Below are 15,888 nucleotides of genomic sequence, written 5' to 3'. Positions count from 1 at the left end.
ATGGCGGCGGAATTCCCGGATCGTACCGAGGTGGTGATCGTCGGCGGAGGGGTGGCCGGCTGTTCGGTCGCCTACCACCTGACAAAGCTCGGCATCACCGATGTGGTGCTTTGTGAGCGCAAGCAACTGACGAGCGGCACCACCTGGCACGCAGCGGGTCTTGTGACCCAACTGCGTGCCACGCGCCGCATGACGGAACTCGCCAAGTACACGGGCGAACTGTTCGGCGAGTTGGAAGCCGAAACGGGGCAGGCGACCGGGTTCAAGCGAAACGGCTCGCTCCGCGTCGCCAACACGCCCGCGCGCTACGAGGAATTGGCCCGCGGCGCATCGATGGGCCGGAATTTCGGCCTGCCGGTGGAGGCGGTGACGCCGGGAGACATCAAGGAACGTTGGGACCCCATCAGCACCGAGGGCATCGTCGGAGGCTTTTGGTTTCCTCATGACGGGCAAGTGAACCCCGCCGATGTCACCCAGGCCTATGCCCGCGGCGCGCGGATGCGCGGGGCACGGATCTTCGAAAACACCGGCGTTACGAAAATTCTGGTCGAGAACGGCAAGGCTGCGGGTGTGATGACCGCCAAGGGGCCGATCCGCGCAAACACTGTCGTCCTGTGCGGCGGGATGTGGTCGCGCGACCTGGCCGCCGAGGCGGGCGTCACCATTCCCCTGCATGCGGCTGAGCACTTCTACATCGTCACCGAGCCCGTCGCGGGGTTGCCGCGCAACCTGCCGGTGCTCTTCCTGGGCGACGAGTGGACCTACTACAAGGAGGATGCGGGCAAGCTGCTCGTCGGCTTCTTCGAGCCGAACGCCAAGCCGTGGGGCCAAAAGGGCATCCCTGAGGATTTCAGCTTCGGCACCGTGCCCGAAGATATCGAGCACATCGCCCCCTATCTCGAGACGGCGACGCGACGTGTGCCGGTGCTGGAACGCACTGGCATCCAGCTGTTTTTCAACGGCCCCGAGAGCTTCACTCCCGATGACCGCTACCTGCTGGGCGAGACACCGGAGGTGCCGGGCCTGTTCTGCGCGACGGGCTTCAACTCCATCGGCATCCTTTCCTCGGGCGGGGTCGGCAAGGCGCTGGCGGACTGGATCCGCGACCGTCGACCGCCGATGGAGCTGATGGATGTCGACGTGCGCCGGATGCAGGCCTTCCAGTCCAACCGGAAGTATCTGGAAGACCGGACGACCGAGACCCTCGGCCTGCTCTTCGACATGCATTGGCCGAACCGCCAGTTCGAGACGGCGCGGGGCGTGCGGCGCAGCCCGTTTCACGATCGGCTCGCCGCGATGGGCGCCTTCATGACCGAGGCGGCGGGCTGGGAGCGCCCCGGTTTCTTCGGCGCGCCGGGCACGGTGCCGAGCATCGGCTATTCCTATGGCCGGCAGAGCTGGTTCGACACCTGCGGCGAGGAATGCCGCAACACGGCAGAGAACGTGACGCTGTTCGATCACAGCTGCTTCATCAAGTATCTGATTGAAGGGCGCGATGCGCAGCGAGCCTTGAACCGCATCTGCGCCAATGACATCGACGTTCCGCCGGGCCGCGTCGTCTATACCCAGTGGCTAAACGAGGTCGGCGGGATCGAGGCCGACGTGACGGTCACTCGGCTGTCGGAAAGCGCGTTCCTGGTGGTCACCATCGCCGTGTCCCAGCGTCGCGACATGGCCTGGTTGAAGCGACAAATGCCCGCCGATGCCCAGGTTTTCGTGCAGGACGTGACCTCCGGCATGCCGATGCTGGCGCTGATGGGGCCAAAATCACGGGCACTGCTGGAGAAGCTGACGCCCGCCGACTTGTCGGACGCGGTCTTTCCCTTCGGAGCCAGCCGCGAGATCGACCTCGGTTATGCCCGCGTCCGGGCGAGCCGATTGACCTACGTCGGCGAACTCGGCTGGGAGCTTTACATGCCCGCCGAATTCGCCGGCCATGTCTTCGAGAAGCTGGTCGAGGCCGGCGATGGGCTGGGCCTGAAGATGGGCGGCTTCTTTGCCATCAACTCGCTGCGCATGGAAAAGGGCTATCGCCACTGGGGCCACGACATCGGCGAGGAGGATACGCCGTTGCAGGCCGGTCTCGGCTTTGCCGTGGCCTTCGACAAGCCGGGCGGTTTTATCGGGCGGGAGGCGCTGCTGCGCCAGCGTCAAAGGGGGCCGGTGGAGCGGCGACTGGTCCAACTCCGACTCGAGAGCGAGGGCATTCCCCCGCATCTCTACCACAATGAGCCGATCCTGCGGGATGGTGAGATCGTCGGCTCGGTAACGTCGGGCGCCTATGGTCACCGGATCGGGGCCTCGCTTGGGATGGGATATGTCACCCGAGCGGGCGGCATCGACGCCGAGTGGCTCGACACCGGTCATTGGCAGGTGGAGATCGCCTGGAAGCGCTACCCGGTCCGGCTGCAACTGCGCCCCTGGTACGACCCGAGCGGGGACAGGCTGCGCGGCTGACCAATTTTCGCCTATCTCCCGGCTTGCTGAATCGGGAGCAAACAAAACGAGGGACAAATGGGAGGGAAGGAAATGGCGCAGGAAAGACTCCACCCGGAGGTGGAAAGACGACTGGCCCTGCTGGAGAGCGAGCAGAACCAGGGGGACGACTATGATGGCTCGGCCTGGCTTGCCCTGATTGGGCTGGGGATCGTGCTGCCGATCATCGCGCTCTGGCTGGCGAGGTAAGGGCGATGAGCAACACGACCGAAGCCGTCCTGATCGAGGCGGACAAGAGCGCCTGGCCGTTGCTGCCGGGTGAACGCACCTGGAGCGCCTGGCAACTGGGCATCTCTCTGGCCACGGCCGCCGCCGCGACGTGGTGCTACATTATTGGCGAGTATGTCGGCTACTACCTGAAATTCCGCGAGGGCTTCTTCACCCTTTTCGCCGGCAGCATGATCGGCATGCTGATCGTGGCGCTGGCCGCCGTGCCGGTCAGCATCCGGTTCGGCGTGGACTCCATCGCCTCGTCGAAACCGCAGTTCGGTTCGCGCGGCTGGGTCATCCCCGCGGCCATGCAATTCGTCTCGATCGTCGGATGGAATTCACTCCTGCTGATCTTCTTCGCCAAATCGACCAAGCAGCTTCTGCTCGCGCTGGGATTGGCCAGCGATGGCTCCGGCAGCTTCCTCGTGTCGGCGACGGTGCTGCTGGCTTCGGCGCTGGTGTTCCTCTTCCTGCTCAAGGGTTCGTCTGGGGTCGAGAAAGTGGCCAAGATCCTCGTGGCGCATGTTTTTGTCGGGTTCTGGATGCTCTACATCCTGCTGACCCAACGCTGGGACGATCTTCAGGCGGCAACTCCGGCTTATGCCTCCGACCAGCCGCTGTGGAACTACACCACCGGGGTTGAGATCGGCATCGTTTCGCTGCTGTCGTGGTGGCCCTATATCGGTGCGATGGTACGAATGGTTCCGAATGGTCGCAAGGCGGCGCTGCCGATCATGGTCGGCATGGGTGCACCGGTTCCTCTCCTTTCTGCAATCGGCATTGCAGGGATCCTGGTTCTTCAGGTTTCGGATCCCGCCGAATGGATGCGGACGGTCGGAGGACCGGTCTACGGGGTGATCGCGCTGCTGTTCGTGGCTGCGGCCAATCTCGGAACTGCGGTGGCCGGCGTCTACTCGTCGTCGATCGGGCTTCGGCATTTTCCGGCGCTTCAGAACCTTCGCTGGCCGGCACTGCTGTTGATCTCGATCGCGCCGGTCGGAATCGTCGGACTGTTGATCCCGGACCTGTTCTTCGCCAATTTCGGCACGTTTCTGGCCTTTATCGGGCTCGGCTTTGCGCCCCTCTGTGGCATCCAGATCACCGACTACTACTTCCTGAGGAAGCGCAGTATCGACGTGCGGGGACTGATGGAAAGCGGACCACACAGTGTCTATCGCTTCTGGGGCGGGTTCAATCCAGCTTCGATCATCGCGATGGGTGCCGGGATCCTGACCTATCTCTACCTGCTCAACCCGATCACCTATGCCAGCCGTTGGCCGTATGAGTATGTGACCGCGTCGTTGCCAACCGCCATTGTTGCCGGAGGTGTCTACGCATTGGTCACCACTCTGGTGGTGCGCCGCTCAGGCAAGGGCGGCTACCGGTACAAGTCATGACCGGGAATTTGAACCGCTAGAAGAATGGCTTCTGCCAGTGCCTGTTCGGCTATTCGGAGCGGATTCGGTAAACTGTAATTCTACACACCTCAGTTTTCCGGAACCGCTCCGAATATGCCCGCCAAACACCGACGCGGAAGGCCCGGCTCACCGGGGTGAGGCGAGCCTACGACTGCTCGAAAAAGATACCCGACGGAGGCGGACCCCAGGGTGAAAAGCGACGCCCCCAGCCGTGGGACTCAGCCCATTCCTTCGGCCGGCTTGGCGGCGCCTCCTTCGCGCACCTTCCGCTCAATGCGGCCACCGTCTCCCTTTGAAGATGCACCTCGGCGGCGACCGAGGACACTCCATTCAGGCGGAGTGTGGCGACGCCGCGAGCCCGTGGAAGTACTGCTCCACCACCCGCATCGTCTTTCGGTAGTGAGCGTCGAGGAGGGATGTCGCCTCGGCTGCGTCACCCTCCATGGCGGCCTTGGCGATCGCCTCATGTTCGCGATTGTAGTCTGTGCGGGCGTTGCGTGACGTGGCCGCGACCGCCCGGTATCGATCCGACTGCTCGCGCAGATCGTCGCAGATCGCCAGGATCTTCGGCGAGCCGCAACGCGAGATCAGGGCACGGTGAAAGCGATGGTGGTAGACCTCCCATTCCGCGTTCCTGAGGGTGCGAGCCTCGTCGTGAAACCGGGGGATGCGAAGCAGCCTGTGCAGGCTAACGACGATCTCGTCGCGCCACTCCTCGGTGCCATTGGCGATCGAGCGCCGCAGCGCCTCGATTTCGATCATGCAGCGCGCTTCGAGAAGGTCGGTCCACACATCCAGAGAAATCTGCGAGACCGAAAACCCCCTGTGGTCCTCCAGGTGGACCAGCCCCTCGGCCACCAGGCGGTTCAGTGCCTCCCGGACGGGATTGATGGCGGTCGTGAACCGCTGCCGCAGTTGCTCGATGCGCAGCCTGCTTCCCGGGGGTAGCGAGCCTTGCAGGATGTCCTTGCGCAGTTCGAGCGCGATCTGGCTGGCCGCCGTCAGCTTGTGGAACTCGTCGTCCTTGGATTTCCGCATTCTCGTTTCCTAGCCCATGACACGCATAGCGCACGGTTGACATTCCGGGCAATATGGAATTTTACTCCGCTTCGAACAAAAAATCCATCATTTGGTGAGGAGGAAAAATCATGGATTGTTCTAAGCGTTGGGTGGCAGGAGCTTTGCTCAGCGTGATGGCGGGCCATGTGGCCTATGCTGGAGATATCGTCGTCGCGGTTCCGAATCCCTCCGCGATCCTGCTGCTGCCGATCGTGGCTGCCCAGGGTGAGGGATACTTTGCCGAGGAAGGCGTCAACGTCTCGATCGAAGCGCTGAACGGTTCGGGGGCGGTCATTCAGGCTCTCGCCTCGGGCCAGGCGCAAATCGGCAACCCCGGCGCCGGCCCGCTCCTGCTGGCGCGTGACCGCGGTGTCGAGATCACCAACATCTACCGGCTCAACCCGCTTAGCTCGTTCGCCATCGTGGTGCCGGAAGGCGCCGGGATCGCGTCGGCCGAAGGCTTGCGCGGCAAGACCATCGGGGTTGGTACCGCTGACGGCTCCGAGACGGCATTCGCCCGCTCGATCCTGAACGAGGCCGGCCTGCAGGAAGGCACCGACTATACCTTCCTCGTCGTTGGTGATGGCGGTCAGGCTGCCGCGGGCTTCCTGCGCGGCGACATCGATGCCTATGCGGCCGCGACCAACGACGCGGCGATCCTCAACGCTCGCGGCGTCAAGCTCGAAAATATCACGCCTGCAAAGTACAAGACCTTCTTCGGCAACGCGCTGGCTGCAATGAACAGCTACCTTGGGGAGAATCGCAAGGATGTCGAAGGCTTCGGGCGTGCGGTGGTGAAAGGCGCCAAGTGGGCGGCCGACCCTGCAAACCGCGATGCTCTCCTGGCGCATATCGGTGCCGAGAACCCGCAGGAGGTCGAAGACAAGGCGTTTGCCAATGCCCTGATCGACCAGATCATCATTCGTCAGACGCCGTTCGATCCGGCAAAGGGGCATGGCTACCAGGATCATGAAGCCTGGGTTGCGTGGCAGGACAGCCTCGTCGCCTCCGGCGAACTCGCAAAACCGCTTGATGACCTGTCGGCGGTCTACACCAACGACTTCATAAATTTCTGGAACGGCAAATGATCAATCCCCGTCCGGCGGAAAGTCTGGACAAAGGTGCGGGGGCTTCGGCCCCCGCAGTCTACAGAGTCCGCAATCTCCGCAAGACCTTCGCCCGCCACAGCGTCACTGCCCTCGAGAATACGAGCTTTGACCTGCCGCGCGGCAGCTTTACGGCTGTGATTGGCGCATCCGGATGCGGCAAGTCCACCCTTCTGAAGATCATGGCGGGTTTGGTGTCGCCATCCGAAGGCTCGGTCATGCTCGCGGGCAAACCGGTGCTCGGCACCCGGTCGGATATCGGCATGATGTTCCAGCACGCAGTGCTCCTGCCCTGGAAGACCACCATCGAAAACATCCTGATGCCGATCGAAATCCAGCAGGGCAAATCGGCGGCGAAGGCCAAGCGAGCCGATGCCGAAGCTCTCATGGACCTGGTCGGTCTCAAGGGGTTCGAGGGCGCCTATCCATCGGAACTTTCCGGCGGCATGCAGCAGCGCGCCTCCATTTGCCGCATGCTCATCACGGAGCCGGAAATCCTGCTCCTCGACGAGCCCTTCTCGGCGCTCGACGAGCTGGTGCGCGAGCACATGAACATGGAGCTGCAGCGCATCTGCCTGGCACGGCAAGCGACAGCGTTCCTAATCACCCACTCGATCGCCGAGGCGGTGCTGCTCTCCGATACCGTCTTTGTGATGGGCTCGCGGCCGGGCCGCATCCTCGAGGAGGTCAAGATCGACCTTCCGCGCCCGCGCACCCTCGACATGATGCTGGAACCGCGCTTCGCCGAGCTCGTTGCCTACATCCGCAACCGTCTTGACCTGGGGGTGAACCATGGCAATTGAGGTTACCCACGCGCCGGCATCGGTCACGCCGGCAGAAGAGTTCCCCTCGACCGTCTGGAGGGAGGAGGATTCTCTCATCGATCGCATCCCGCGGCCGGTCGCTATCGTCGGTCTCGGGCTGGCCATTGTCGCCATCTGGCACTTTGTGACCATGTCCGGCGTGATCAACGCCATCATTCTGCCGACGCCCGCGATGGTGTGGACACAGATTGCGACTGTCGGCCTCAACCTGGCGACGGGCGGCTACATGCTTGCTGCCCTGTGGATCACGGCGCAGGAAGTGCTGATCGGCTTCGTCATCGCCGCCGTTCTGGGCATCGCGCTCGGCACCCTGGTCGGTGAGACCAAATTCGGCGCCCGGGCCGTCATGCCGTACCTCGTTGCAATCGACACCATGCCCAAGATCGCCTTCGCGCCGCTGTTCGTCGCATGGCTGGGTTTCGGGCTGGAGAGCAAGATCGCTTTGGCGACCTTCGTGTCGGTGTTCCCGATCATCGTCGGCACCGCTTCCGGCCTGCAGGCCGCCGAAGAGAACGCCCATATGCTCTTCCGCACCATGGGAGCCTCACGCCTCCAGTCCTTGCTGAAGATGAAGTTCCCGTTCGGCCTGCCGCAGATCTTCACGGGCCTTAAGATCGCAGCGCTCAGCGTCATGGCCGGCGCGATCACCGCGGAGTTCCTAGGCGGCGGCAAGGGCTTTGGCGAGCTGATCCGCGTTGCGGCCTCCCAACTCGACACCGCCCGCGTCTTCGCGCTGATCATCTATCTCAGCTTCGTCGGCCTGACGATGTATGGCGCGGTGATGCTGGCGGAACGCAAAATCGTCTTCTGGCAACGTCGCCAGTCGAGTGAATAATACAGAATTGGATACCAACACTATGTCACAGCGTCTGTTTGCCGATCCCCAGTTTCCGGCCGTTCCGGTCGTGGGTGAAGATAATCTCTACCCGGTGCACCGCATCTTCTGCGTTGGCCGCAATTACGTCGAGCACGCCAAGGAAATGGGTGTCGAGGTGGACCGGGAGGCTCCGTTCTACTTCCTCAAGCATCCGCTTTCCCTGGTTCCGAACGGCGCGTCGATCCCCTATCCCCCCGGCACCGGGAACTACCATCACGAGATGGAATTCGTGGTCGCCATCGGCAAGCCGCTGTTCAAGGCCTCCAGGGAAGAGGCCTTGAACGCTATCTTCGGCTACGCAACCGGGCTCGACATGACCCGCCGCGATCTGCAGCTGAAGGCGCGCGAGAAGGGGCGCCCATGGGACTTCGGCAAGGACTTCGAAAACTCTGCCGTCCTCTCCGCGATCACCCGCGCGGACGCGTTCGGCGCGATCGGCGACCAGTCGATCTGGCTCGAGGTCGATGGCCAGGTGCGGCAGAAGGCATCGCTTGCCGATCTGGTGTGGAAGGTGCCTGAGCTTCTTGCCGACCTCTCCAACTACTATCATCTCCAGCCTGGCGATGTGATCTACACCGGTACGCCGGCCGGGGTGGGTGCCGTCGTTGCCGGCCAGACGCTGCGCGGCGGTGTCGACGGGCTTGACGAAGTCAGGCTCGCTATCGGTCCCGCTGAGTAGGGCCTACGAGGCCCGCGTTTCACATCATGTGGGAGCTGGCTCCGAGCCCGCTCCTGCAATACGAAAGCGCGAGGCGCGGCTTAGCTCCATCTGAGGGGCGCAAACGCGTGCAGCCCCTGCCTTGCTGCCGCTGTGCGCTAACGTTCGATTTGCTCCTTGCGCATGGCAACGAACGCCTCCAGCTCCTCGTCGATGGCCGGGTCGAGCGGCGGCTGCTCGTAGGTTCGCAGCAGTTCTTTCCAGACCGCGTTGGCGCGTTCGGTGCCGGTGCGCGCGCCGCTTTCGGACCAGTTCTCGAAATTGCGCCAATCCGAAAGCATCGGCTCGTAAAAGGCATTCTCGAACCGCGCCAGGGTGTGGCTGGTTCCAAAGAAGTGACCGCCGGGGCCGACCTCACTGATGGTGTCGATCGCGAGACTGCCCTCATCGACAGCAATGGGATCAAGAAAGCTGCGCATCATCTGCAACATCTCCGCATCGAGCACGAGCTTTTCGAAGGAAGCGGTCAATCCACCTTCAAGCCAGCCCGCCGCATGCTCGATCAGGTGAACGCCGCCCATGATGGTACTCCACAGAGACATGCCGCTTTCATAGGCCGCCTGAACGTCGACCGCATTCGATGCCGTCACGTTGGAAGAGCGGAACGGTACGCCGTAGCGGCGTGCCAGTTGACCCGAGGCGATCTGCGCCTTGGCATATTCGGGCGTTCCGAAAGCTGGTGAGCCAGTTCGCATGTCCACGTTTGAGGTGAAACCGCCATACAGCACCGGTGTGCCTGGATTGACGATCTGAGCAAGCGCGATCAGTGCAAGTGCCTCGGCGTTTTGCTGAGTGAGAGCGCCCGCTATCGTCACCGGGCTCATCGCACCGGAAAGCGTGAAAGGGGTCAGCGCGATCGGCTGGCCTGCGCGCGCCATGGCGACCAGACCTTCCCCCATCGGAATATCGAGCCTGAGTGGCGAGTTGGAGTTGATGATCGTCAGCGCCGCCGGGCTTTTCTTCAGCTCTTCGCGGGATTGCCGAAGCGTGATCGAGAGCATGTCGATCGCGTCCTCGACACGGTAGCCGCCAAGCGCCCAGCATTGCCAGTTCTTGTCGGTTAGCCGGATTGCGGCGAGATAGAAATCGAGGTGGCGGCTCTCCGGTGGCAGGTCGGTCGGCTCGCAGGGGCAGCCCCCCTCCTGGTGAATGACATTGAGGCTATGGACCAGCCGGATGTAGTCGCACATATCGGCGTAGTTGCCGGCGCGGCGGCCGCGATCGATGTCGCTGACAAAGGCGGGGCCACCGGTGGCCGCGAAGATCAGACTGCCATCTCCCACCCTCAGGTTTTTCGCGGGATTTCGCGCCTGCAAGGTGAACGTTGATGGTGCGGTTCGGATCGTCTCCTCGATCATGGCGGGATCGAAGCGGACACGGTGGGTCGCTTCATCCACAACCGCACCCGCGTCCTTCAGGAGCCGCCTGCTTTCGTCGTGCATGATCTCCATGCCCGTATCGCGCAACAGCGCGAGCGATGCGAGATGGATCGCCTCGACTTCATCGGCGCTCATCACCTGGATCGGCGGGTAACGGTTTGCCACGTTGGCGAAGGGCAACTGCCTGACGCTCGAACCTGCAGCCAGGCGCCGTTCGCGCCTGTTCACCGAACTGCGTGCCATGATCGTATTCCTTGTCATTCGTCACGTTGGATAGCCCTTCCCGCGTCCGAAGATACGCGCGACGCGGGAAGAGCGTCTGATCGTCAGGCTTTGGCGAACCGGGTCACGTCGAGATAGCCGTCAGCCAGGATGCAGGGCTTCAGCCCATCGCGGGCAACAGCCGCAAAGGTTTCGTGCGTGATGAAGACGAAACCGCCCGATTCCTCCATCAGGTCCTGCATCTTGCGATAGATGGCACCGCGTTTTTCCTGGTCGGTTTCGGCCATGCCTTCCTGATAGAGCGTCTCGAATTCCGGGCTATCGAACTGCGACCAGTTGTAGACCCCGATCTGCGACGGCCGGAACCAGGTCAGGTTTTCAGAGGGATCGACACCACCGGCGAAGTTCATCAAGACCAGTTCGAGGGTCTTCCAGGTGTCGCCCGAGCTCTTGTCCCCAAGCGTCCAGTACACGCCATCGTCGTAGGATTTGATTTCGACGGTAATGCCGACGGCGCCGAGCAACGCCTGGATGATCTGGCAGGTCAACTGGCTGGTTTTGTCGTTCTGGGCGGCCAGCTCGATGGTGAGGCCGGATACGCCCGCCTCATCGAGCAGGGCCTGCGCCTTGGCGGTATCGGCAGGGTAGAGGATCGCTTCTCGGTGGCCAGTCATCGCCGGCGGGACAACTCCGGTCGCAGGTGCGGCGAGCCCGGAATAGGAGCCCTCCATGATCTGGCTGACATCGATCGCATATTGGATCGCACGACGAACTTTCTCCTCGGCGAATTTCGGATTGTTGACATTGATCGCAAGCCAGGAAAGACGGTTGCCGTCCATCTGAATCAGTGACGTCTTTTCCGGCAGTTTGTCCTTGTAGGTCGCAAGCGTGTTGAGGCTGGTCTTCGAGTAGTCGATCGCTTTGGATTCATAGGCGAGTGCTGCGGCCTCGTCGTCGGTGATGATCTGGAACTGCACTTTCGGGAAGGCCGGGGGTGCGCCCTTCCAGGCCGGGTTGAGCTTCAGCGACAGGCTTTGCTTAGGCACCCACTTGTCGATCAGGTAAGGGCCTGCACTGGCAGGGACTTCGGTCGTGAACTTGCCGCCGGCGGCCTCGACGGCCTTCTTGCAGACAATGTGCCCCATGTAATAGGGCAGGGTGGTCACCCAGAAGGGAGCAGAGGGCGATTTGAGATGGATGACGCCCGACCTCTCGCCCGTCACCTCGACCTCCTTCAGTGCGTCGAACGCATAGGCCCACGCCGAGGCATTGTCCGGATTGGCGACCCGTTCGAATGAGTACTTCACGTCTTCGGCAGTGACCGGACCGTAATCGCCGGTCCACACGAGCCAGTCGTGCAGCTTGAATTCGATCTCAGTGGGAGATTTCTGCTTCAGCTCGCTCGCTGCATGGGGTTGCCACTTCACGCCCTCGCGGACGTCGTCCAGCCTGTTAAGCGAGACAAACAGGCAACGGCCGATTTCCTCCTCGAGAAGGCCATTCTGGAAGGCTGGGTCCAACACCTCGATGTCGGATGCACCGCGGATGACGAGCGTGTCGCCCTCGACCGCATAGGAAAGGCCCGGGCGCATGGCGATTGCCGCGGCGCCGGCAGCGGCGCCGGCCAGAAAATGCCGTCTGTTGATCGAAATCCCATTCATGATCGTCTTCCCTCTGGTTTGTTGTTTTACTCGTTCTTGGACCTGCTACCTGGATACGGCGTGAAGGCCGCGTGCTGCCGCTGCGGACGCCACTGGCAGCGGAAAATGGCAGGCGACCTGACGATGGCCTGGCTGATCGGCGAGTGTGGGTGCCTCCACGCGGCAACGCGCCTGGGCGAAGGGGCATCGCGTGTGGAACTCGCAGCCTTCCGGCCGTGCCGCGATACCGGGAACCTCGCCGAGCACAGGCGGCTCCGTCCGCCGCTTCGCCGGATCCGGCACCGGCTCGGAATCGAGGAGAGCCCTCGTGTAGGGATGCTTCGGCGCACGAAAGATTTCGGATGCCGGACCGCTTTCCACGACGCGGCCCAAATAGAGGATGACGATGCGATCGGCGATATGGCGAGCGACCGAAAGGTTGTGGGTGATAACCAGGAAAGCAGTGCGGTGCTGCTCGCGAAGTTCGAGGAAGAGATTGAGCACCCCGCCCTGGACCGAGACGTCGAGGCCGGCGGTCGGCTCGTCCGCGACGATCAGCTTGGGGATCACCGAGAGTGCGCGCGCCACCGCGGCACGGCGTGCCTGCCCGCCACTGAGCGCGTGGGGGAAGCGCGAAAGGAAGCGTTCGGACAGACCCACCTGCTGCGCAAGCGCGACAAGGTCCTCCATGCGGGTGGAGCCCGAGCGGGCGATGCGGCGTGGCTCGGCGATCATGGCGCCGATCCGTTGCCGCGGATTGAACGAACTCAGCGGGTCCTGGAAGAGCAGGGCCGCCTGGCGGCGCACCGCACGGAAGCTTTGCACGGAAAAATCCGCAAGCGCGGCGCCTTCGAGCGTGATTCTGCCGGACGAAGGCTTGACCAGACCGAGAAGCGCGCGGCCGAAAGTCGTCTTTCCCGAGCCACTCTCGCCGACCATGCAGACGATCTCGCCCGGCCGTATGGCAAGCGATACGTCGAGCAGAATTGACAGAGGCTTGACGCGTGCGAACGGCAGCCATTTCGCCGGCACGTCAACCGAGAGCTTGGTGGCTTCGATCAGGGCCGGCGTTGCACTCATGGCGTGCTCCTGTGGCAGCGGGCATGGTGCCGGGGATCAACTGACGCGCTGACCCATGGCGGTGAGAGCGTCAGGCATCGCTCTTCGGTGAAGCGGCAACGCCCGGCAAAATCGCAGCCTGTCCCGCCCGGGCGAGGCACCTCGCCGGCGATGACCGGCAGTCTGCCGACACCGGTTGGGATCAGGGCCGGCTCGCAGGCAAAGAGCGCCTGGGTGTAGGGATGGCGAGGGTCACTGAAGATCGTTTCTACCGCGCCTTCCTCGACGATCTGGCCCGCATACATCACCGCGACGCGATCGCAGATTTCCGCGATCACACCCAGATGATGCGAGATGATCAGTATCGAGACGCCAGCGGTCTTTCTGAGCGAGCTCATCAGATGGAGGATCTGGGCTTCCATCGTCACGTCGAGAGCGGTCGTAGGCTCGTCGGCAACCAGGAGCGCCGGCCTCATCAAAAGCGCAGCGGCAATCGCCACCCGCTGGAGCATGCCGCCGGAAAGCTGAAAGGGATAGGCGTCGAGCTTGCCCATCGGGTCGGGAATGCCGACCTGCTTCAAGGCCGCGATGATGCGTTCCCGCTTGGTGGCGACTGTCTGGTCACGGTCGCGCCATAGCAGGTCGACGAGTTGCTTTCCGAGCATGTGGATCGGGCTGAACGCTGCCATCGGGTTCTGGAAGATCATCGCCGCTGACGGGCCGCGAAGCGCGGAAAGCGTCGTGCGGTCGGCATCCAGAATGGTGTTGCCGGCAAGGACGAACCGGTCGCCGCGCACACGTGCGGCTTTCGGCAACAGACCGAGGATGGAATGCGCCAGCGTGGACTTGCCGGAGCCGCTTTCGCCAATGATACCGACGATCTCGCCCGGCCCGACTGTCAGGTCGACACCGACCACGGCCGGAATCATGTCCCCATAGCTCACCGAAACGTTGTGTATTTCGAGAACCGGAGCGCTCATGGCTTGCGCTCCGGATTGAGCTTCGGGTCGAGCGCGTCGCGCAGCGCCTCGCCAAAGAATGTGAAGCCGATCGTCGCCAGGATAAGCGGGACGCCGCCGGCAACTACCGGCACGGCGCTGTTGCGGATGACGGCGAAGCCGTCGCTCAGAATGTTGCCCCAGCTCGGGATCTGCGGCTTCACGCCAAGGCCGAGGAAGGAAAGTCCCGCTTCCAGCGTGATGACCGTCGAGATGTCGAGACAGGCAAGGATGAGCAACGGCCCGATGACGTTAGGCAGCAGGTGGCGGAACAGGATGCGCGGCGTCCCGGCGTTCATCGCCTGCTCGGCCTTGATGAAGTCGCGGGTTTTCAGGCTGAGCGTCTGCGCACGCACGAGCCGCGCATAGGAGGGGACCGAATAGAGCACGATGACGAGAATGACGGTGGAAACGCCGGGGCCGAGCAACACGACGATGGCGAGCCCCAACATGATCATTGGCAGTGAGCTGATGCTGTCGAAGACGAGGATCAGGAGACCGTCCAGCCAGCGCGGACCATAACCAGCGATCATGCCGAGCGGCAGGGCGAGCGCGATTGCCACCGAAAGCGATGTCAGCGCGACCGTCATCGCCGTGCGCGTGCCGACGATCACGCGCGAGAGGAGGTCGCGGCCGAGTTGGTCTGTGCCGAGGAGATGGGCCAGCGACGGGTCGGCCAGCCGCGCCTTCACATTGATCGCCGTGGGATTGTAGGGGACGACGTAGGGCGCAAGGATCGCCGTGCCCACGATCAGCACAACCAGGATCACGCCAATCGCGCCAAGCGGCGTCGACATGACATGCGCGATCGTGTGCCCGACGCTCCTCAGTGCGCCTGGTTCGGGCGAGACAGTCTCGTTCGGCGTTGCACTCGCGACGGTCGCCATGTCACAAACCGCTCCTGACACGGGGATCAAGCCATGCGGTGACGGCATCGGCGAGGATCATGCAGGTCACGTAGAGACCCGAAGTGAACAGCACGGTTCCCATCACAAGCGGAAAGTTGCGCGACATGACGGCATCGTAGGTCATCTTGCCGAGTCCGGGCCTGGTGAAGACAATCTCGGCGAAGACGGAGCCGGTCAAAAGACCGCCGAATCCGATGGCGATGACGGACAGAATGGCCAGCAGCGCCTGTTTCAGCGCATAAGCATAGATGATGCGGGTTTCCGGGACGCCGTAGGAGCGCAGTGTGCGCACGTAGTCCTCGCCCATCGCCTCGATCATTGCCGCCCGCACGAGCCGCGAGACGTAGCCGACCCATCCCAATCCGACCGCAAAGGAGGGCAGGATGAGGGAGCGCGCTTGAGCGCCAATGTCGCCCGGCTCGCCGGCTCCGATAGCGGGGAGCCAATTGAGCCAGACGGCAAAGACCAGAAGCGAATAAAGCGCGACGACGAAGGAAGGCACGGCGACGAAGGCAATCGAGACGAGGCCGATCAACCAGTCGCCCCATTTGCCGTGATGGACGACGGCAACACAGCCGAGAAGGATGCCGAATGCTACCGCCCAGATGAAACTCGCAAACGCCAGCATCACCGTATAGGGCAGCACTTCGAGGATCATGGTGAGAACGGGGCGGCGGCTCCAGACGTCCTGTCCAAGATCTCCATGCGCAAGACGCCCCAGGAACATGGCGAGCTGTTCCAGGACCGGTCGGTCGAGGCCCATCAGCTCCCGGAAAGCCTCCCGCATCTCGGGCGTCGAGCGCGGCCCCAGTGCCACCACCGTCGGGTCGCCCGGGATCATGTGCATCATCGAGAACAACAGGATCGCAACGATCAGCAGGATGACGAACGCAAGGCCTGTGCGGCGGAGCAGGAAGGTGATCATCGCGACCCGCCTCGGCAGTTGGCGACCGTCATCAACAGCCGATGGCGCC

Annotated in this window: 14 protein-coding genes; 7 read left to right on the top strand and 7 right to left on the bottom strand. The window is 63.0% G+C overall.

Going from position 1 to position 15,888, the window contains the following annotated elements; all coding sequences use genetic code 11:
- The 3 genes from AC1DDS_RS07605 (at window position 1) to AC1DDS_RS07595 (ending at window position 4,103) form a co-directional block, all read left to right on the top strand.
- Window positions 1–2,457 carry a GcvT family protein gene (locus tag AC1DDS_RS07605; protein WP_477478325.1) on the top strand — a complete coding sequence of 819 codons (2,457 nt, stop codon included), beginning with the start codon at window positions 1–3 and terminating at the stop codon, window positions 2,455–2,457.
- A 72-nt stretch (window positions 2,458–2,529) separates the two neighbouring features.
- The gene (locus AC1DDS_RS07600; protein ID WP_310416934.1) at window positions 2,530–2,685 is read left to right on the top strand and encodes a hypothetical protein; all 156 of its coding nucleotides are present in this window, start codon (window positions 2,530–2,532) and stop codon (window positions 2,683–2,685) included.
- Window positions 2,686–2,690: 5 nt separating this feature from the next.
- Window positions 2,691–4,103 carry a purine-cytosine permease family protein gene (locus AC1DDS_RS07595; RefSeq protein ID WP_477478324.1) on the top strand — a complete coding sequence of 471 codons (1,413 nt, stop codon included), beginning with the start codon at window positions 2,691–2,693 and terminating at the stop codon, window positions 4,101–4,103.
- A 351-nt stretch (window positions 4,104–4,454) separates the two neighbouring features.
- Here AC1DDS_RS07595 and AC1DDS_RS07590 read toward each other — a convergent pair whose 3' ends face one another.
- Window positions 4,455–5,162 carry a GntR family transcriptional regulator gene (locus AC1DDS_RS07590; protein ID WP_477478323.1) on the bottom strand — a complete coding sequence of 236 codons (708 nt, stop codon included), beginning with the start codon at window positions 5,160–5,162 and terminating at the stop codon, window positions 4,455–4,457.
- 110 nt (window positions 5,163–5,272) lie between these two features.
- Between AC1DDS_RS07590 and AC1DDS_RS07585 the strand changes: the two genes are divergently transcribed.
- The 4 genes from AC1DDS_RS07585 to AC1DDS_RS07570 are packed head-to-tail and all read left to right on the top strand — an operon-like array spanning window position 5,273 to window position 8,669.
- On the top strand, window positions 5,273–6,271 hold the full coding sequence (locus AC1DDS_RS07585; RefSeq protein WP_477478322.1) for an ABC transporter substrate-binding protein: 999 nt from the start codon (window positions 5,273–5,275) through the stop codon (window positions 6,269–6,271).
- Window positions 6,268–7,092 (top strand): ABC transporter ATP-binding protein, encoded by an 825-nt coding sequence (locus tag AC1DDS_RS07580; protein WP_477478321.1) that lies wholly within the window; start codon window positions 6,268–6,270, stop codon window positions 7,090–7,092. The genes AC1DDS_RS07585 and AC1DDS_RS07580 overlap by 4 nt, the downstream gene beginning before the upstream one ends.
- Window positions 7,082–7,948, top strand: coding sequence for an ABC transporter permease (locus AC1DDS_RS07575; protein WP_477478320.1), 867 nt, complete (start codon window positions 7,082–7,084; stop codon window positions 7,946–7,948). The genes AC1DDS_RS07580 and AC1DDS_RS07575 overlap by 11 nt, the downstream gene beginning before the upstream one ends.
- A gap of 22 nt (window positions 7,949–7,970) precedes the next feature.
- Entirely contained in the window at window positions 7,971–8,669 is a 699-nt protein-coding gene (locus AC1DDS_RS07570; RefSeq protein WP_477478319.1) for a fumarylacetoacetate hydrolase family protein, read from the top strand.
- A 137-nt stretch (window positions 8,670–8,806) separates the two neighbouring features.
- Here the strand turns inward: AC1DDS_RS07570 and AC1DDS_RS07565 are convergent, their stop codons facing one another.
- From AC1DDS_RS07565 to AC1DDS_RS07540, 6 genes are all read right to left on the bottom strand, one after another.
- Window positions 8,807–10,330, bottom strand: coding sequence for a trimethylamine methyltransferase family protein (locus tag AC1DDS_RS07565; RefSeq protein ID WP_477478318.1), 1,524 nt, complete (start codon window positions 10,328–10,330; stop codon window positions 8,807–8,809).
- Between the two features lie 83 nt (window positions 10,331–10,413).
- Window positions 10,414–11,970 (bottom strand): ABC transporter substrate-binding protein, encoded by a 1,557-nt coding sequence (locus AC1DDS_RS07560; protein ID WP_477478317.1) that lies wholly within the window; start codon window positions 11,968–11,970, stop codon window positions 10,414–10,416.
- Window positions 11,971–12,015: 45 nt separating this feature from the next.
- Entirely contained in the window at window positions 12,016–13,029 is a 1,014-nt protein-coding gene (locus AC1DDS_RS07555; RefSeq protein WP_477478316.1) for an oligopeptide/dipeptide ABC transporter ATP-binding protein, read from the bottom strand.
- Window positions 13,026–13,988, bottom strand: a complete 963-nt coding sequence (locus tag AC1DDS_RS07550) for an ABC transporter ATP-binding protein (RefSeq protein WP_477478315.1) — start codon at window positions 13,986–13,988, stop codon at window positions 13,026–13,028. Before AC1DDS_RS07550 ends, AC1DDS_RS07555 begins: the two co-directional genes overlap by 4 nt.
- A complete protein-coding gene (locus AC1DDS_RS07545; protein ID WP_477478314.1) occupies window positions 13,985–14,893 on the bottom strand; it encodes an ABC transporter permease in 909 nt (302 codons plus the stop codon). Before AC1DDS_RS07545 ends, AC1DDS_RS07550 begins: the two co-directional genes overlap by 4 nt.
- 1 nt (window position 14,894) lies before the next feature.
- Window positions 14,895–15,839 carry an ABC transporter permease gene (locus tag AC1DDS_RS07540; protein WP_477478313.1) on the bottom strand — a complete coding sequence of 315 codons (945 nt, stop codon included), beginning with the start codon at window positions 15,837–15,839 and terminating at the stop codon, window positions 14,895–14,897.
- Window positions 15,840–15,888 lie beyond the last annotated feature (49 nt).

The sequence above is a fragment of the Mycoplana sp. 10N416 genome (assembly GCF_056394765.1).
The sequence above is the reverse complement of the archived record's forward strand: the minus strand, read 5'-3'. Positions and strand labels throughout refer to the sequence as shown.

Coding starts and splice junctions, on each gene's coding strand:
- AC1DDS_RS07605 (WP_477478325.1), top strand. CDS start 1: ATGGCGGCGGAATTCCCGGATCGTACCGAGGTGGTGATCGTCGGCGGA.
- AC1DDS_RS07600 (WP_310416934.1), top strand. CDS start 2,530: ATGGCGCAGGAAAGACTCCACCCGGAGGTGGAAAGACGACTGGCCCTG.
- AC1DDS_RS07595 (WP_477478324.1), top strand. CDS start 2,691: ATGAGCAACACGACCGAAGCCGTCCTGATCGAGGCGGACAAGAGCGCC.
- AC1DDS_RS07590 (WP_477478323.1), bottom strand. CDS start 5,162: ATGCGGAAATCCAAGGACGACGAGTTCCACAAGCTGACGGCGGCCAGC.
- AC1DDS_RS07585 (WP_477478322.1), top strand. CDS start 5,273: ATGGATTGTTCTAAGCGTTGGGTGGCAGGAGCTTTGCTCAGCGTGATG.
- AC1DDS_RS07580 (WP_477478321.1), top strand. CDS start 6,268: ATGATCAATCCCCGTCCGGCGGAAAGTCTGGACAAAGGTGCGGGGGCT.
- AC1DDS_RS07575 (WP_477478320.1), top strand. CDS start 7,082: ATGGCAATTGAGGTTACCCACGCGCCGGCATCGGTCACGCCGGCAGAA.
- AC1DDS_RS07570 (WP_477478319.1), top strand. CDS start 7,971: ATGTCACAGCGTCTGTTTGCCGATCCCCAGTTTCCGGCCGTTCCGGTC.
- AC1DDS_RS07565 (WP_477478318.1), bottom strand. CDS start 10,330: ATGGCACGCAGTTCGGTGAACAGGCGCGAACGGCGCCTGGCTGCAGGT.
- AC1DDS_RS07560 (WP_477478317.1), bottom strand. CDS start 11,970: ATGAATGGGATTTCGATCAACAGACGGCATTTTCTGGCCGGCGCCGCT.
- AC1DDS_RS07555 (WP_477478316.1), bottom strand. CDS start 13,029: ATGAGTGCAACGCCGGCCCTGATCGAAGCCACCAAGCTCTCGGTTGAC.
- AC1DDS_RS07550 (WP_477478315.1), bottom strand. CDS start 13,988: ATGAGCGCTCCGGTTCTCGAAATACACAACGTTTCGGTGAGCTATGGG.
- AC1DDS_RS07545 (WP_477478314.1), bottom strand. CDS start 14,893: ATGGCGACCGTCGCGAGTGCAACGCCGAACGAGACTGTCTCGCCCGAA.
- AC1DDS_RS07540 (WP_477478313.1), bottom strand. CDS start 15,839: ATGATCACCTTCCTGCTCCGCCGCACAGGCCTTGCGTTCGTCATCCTG.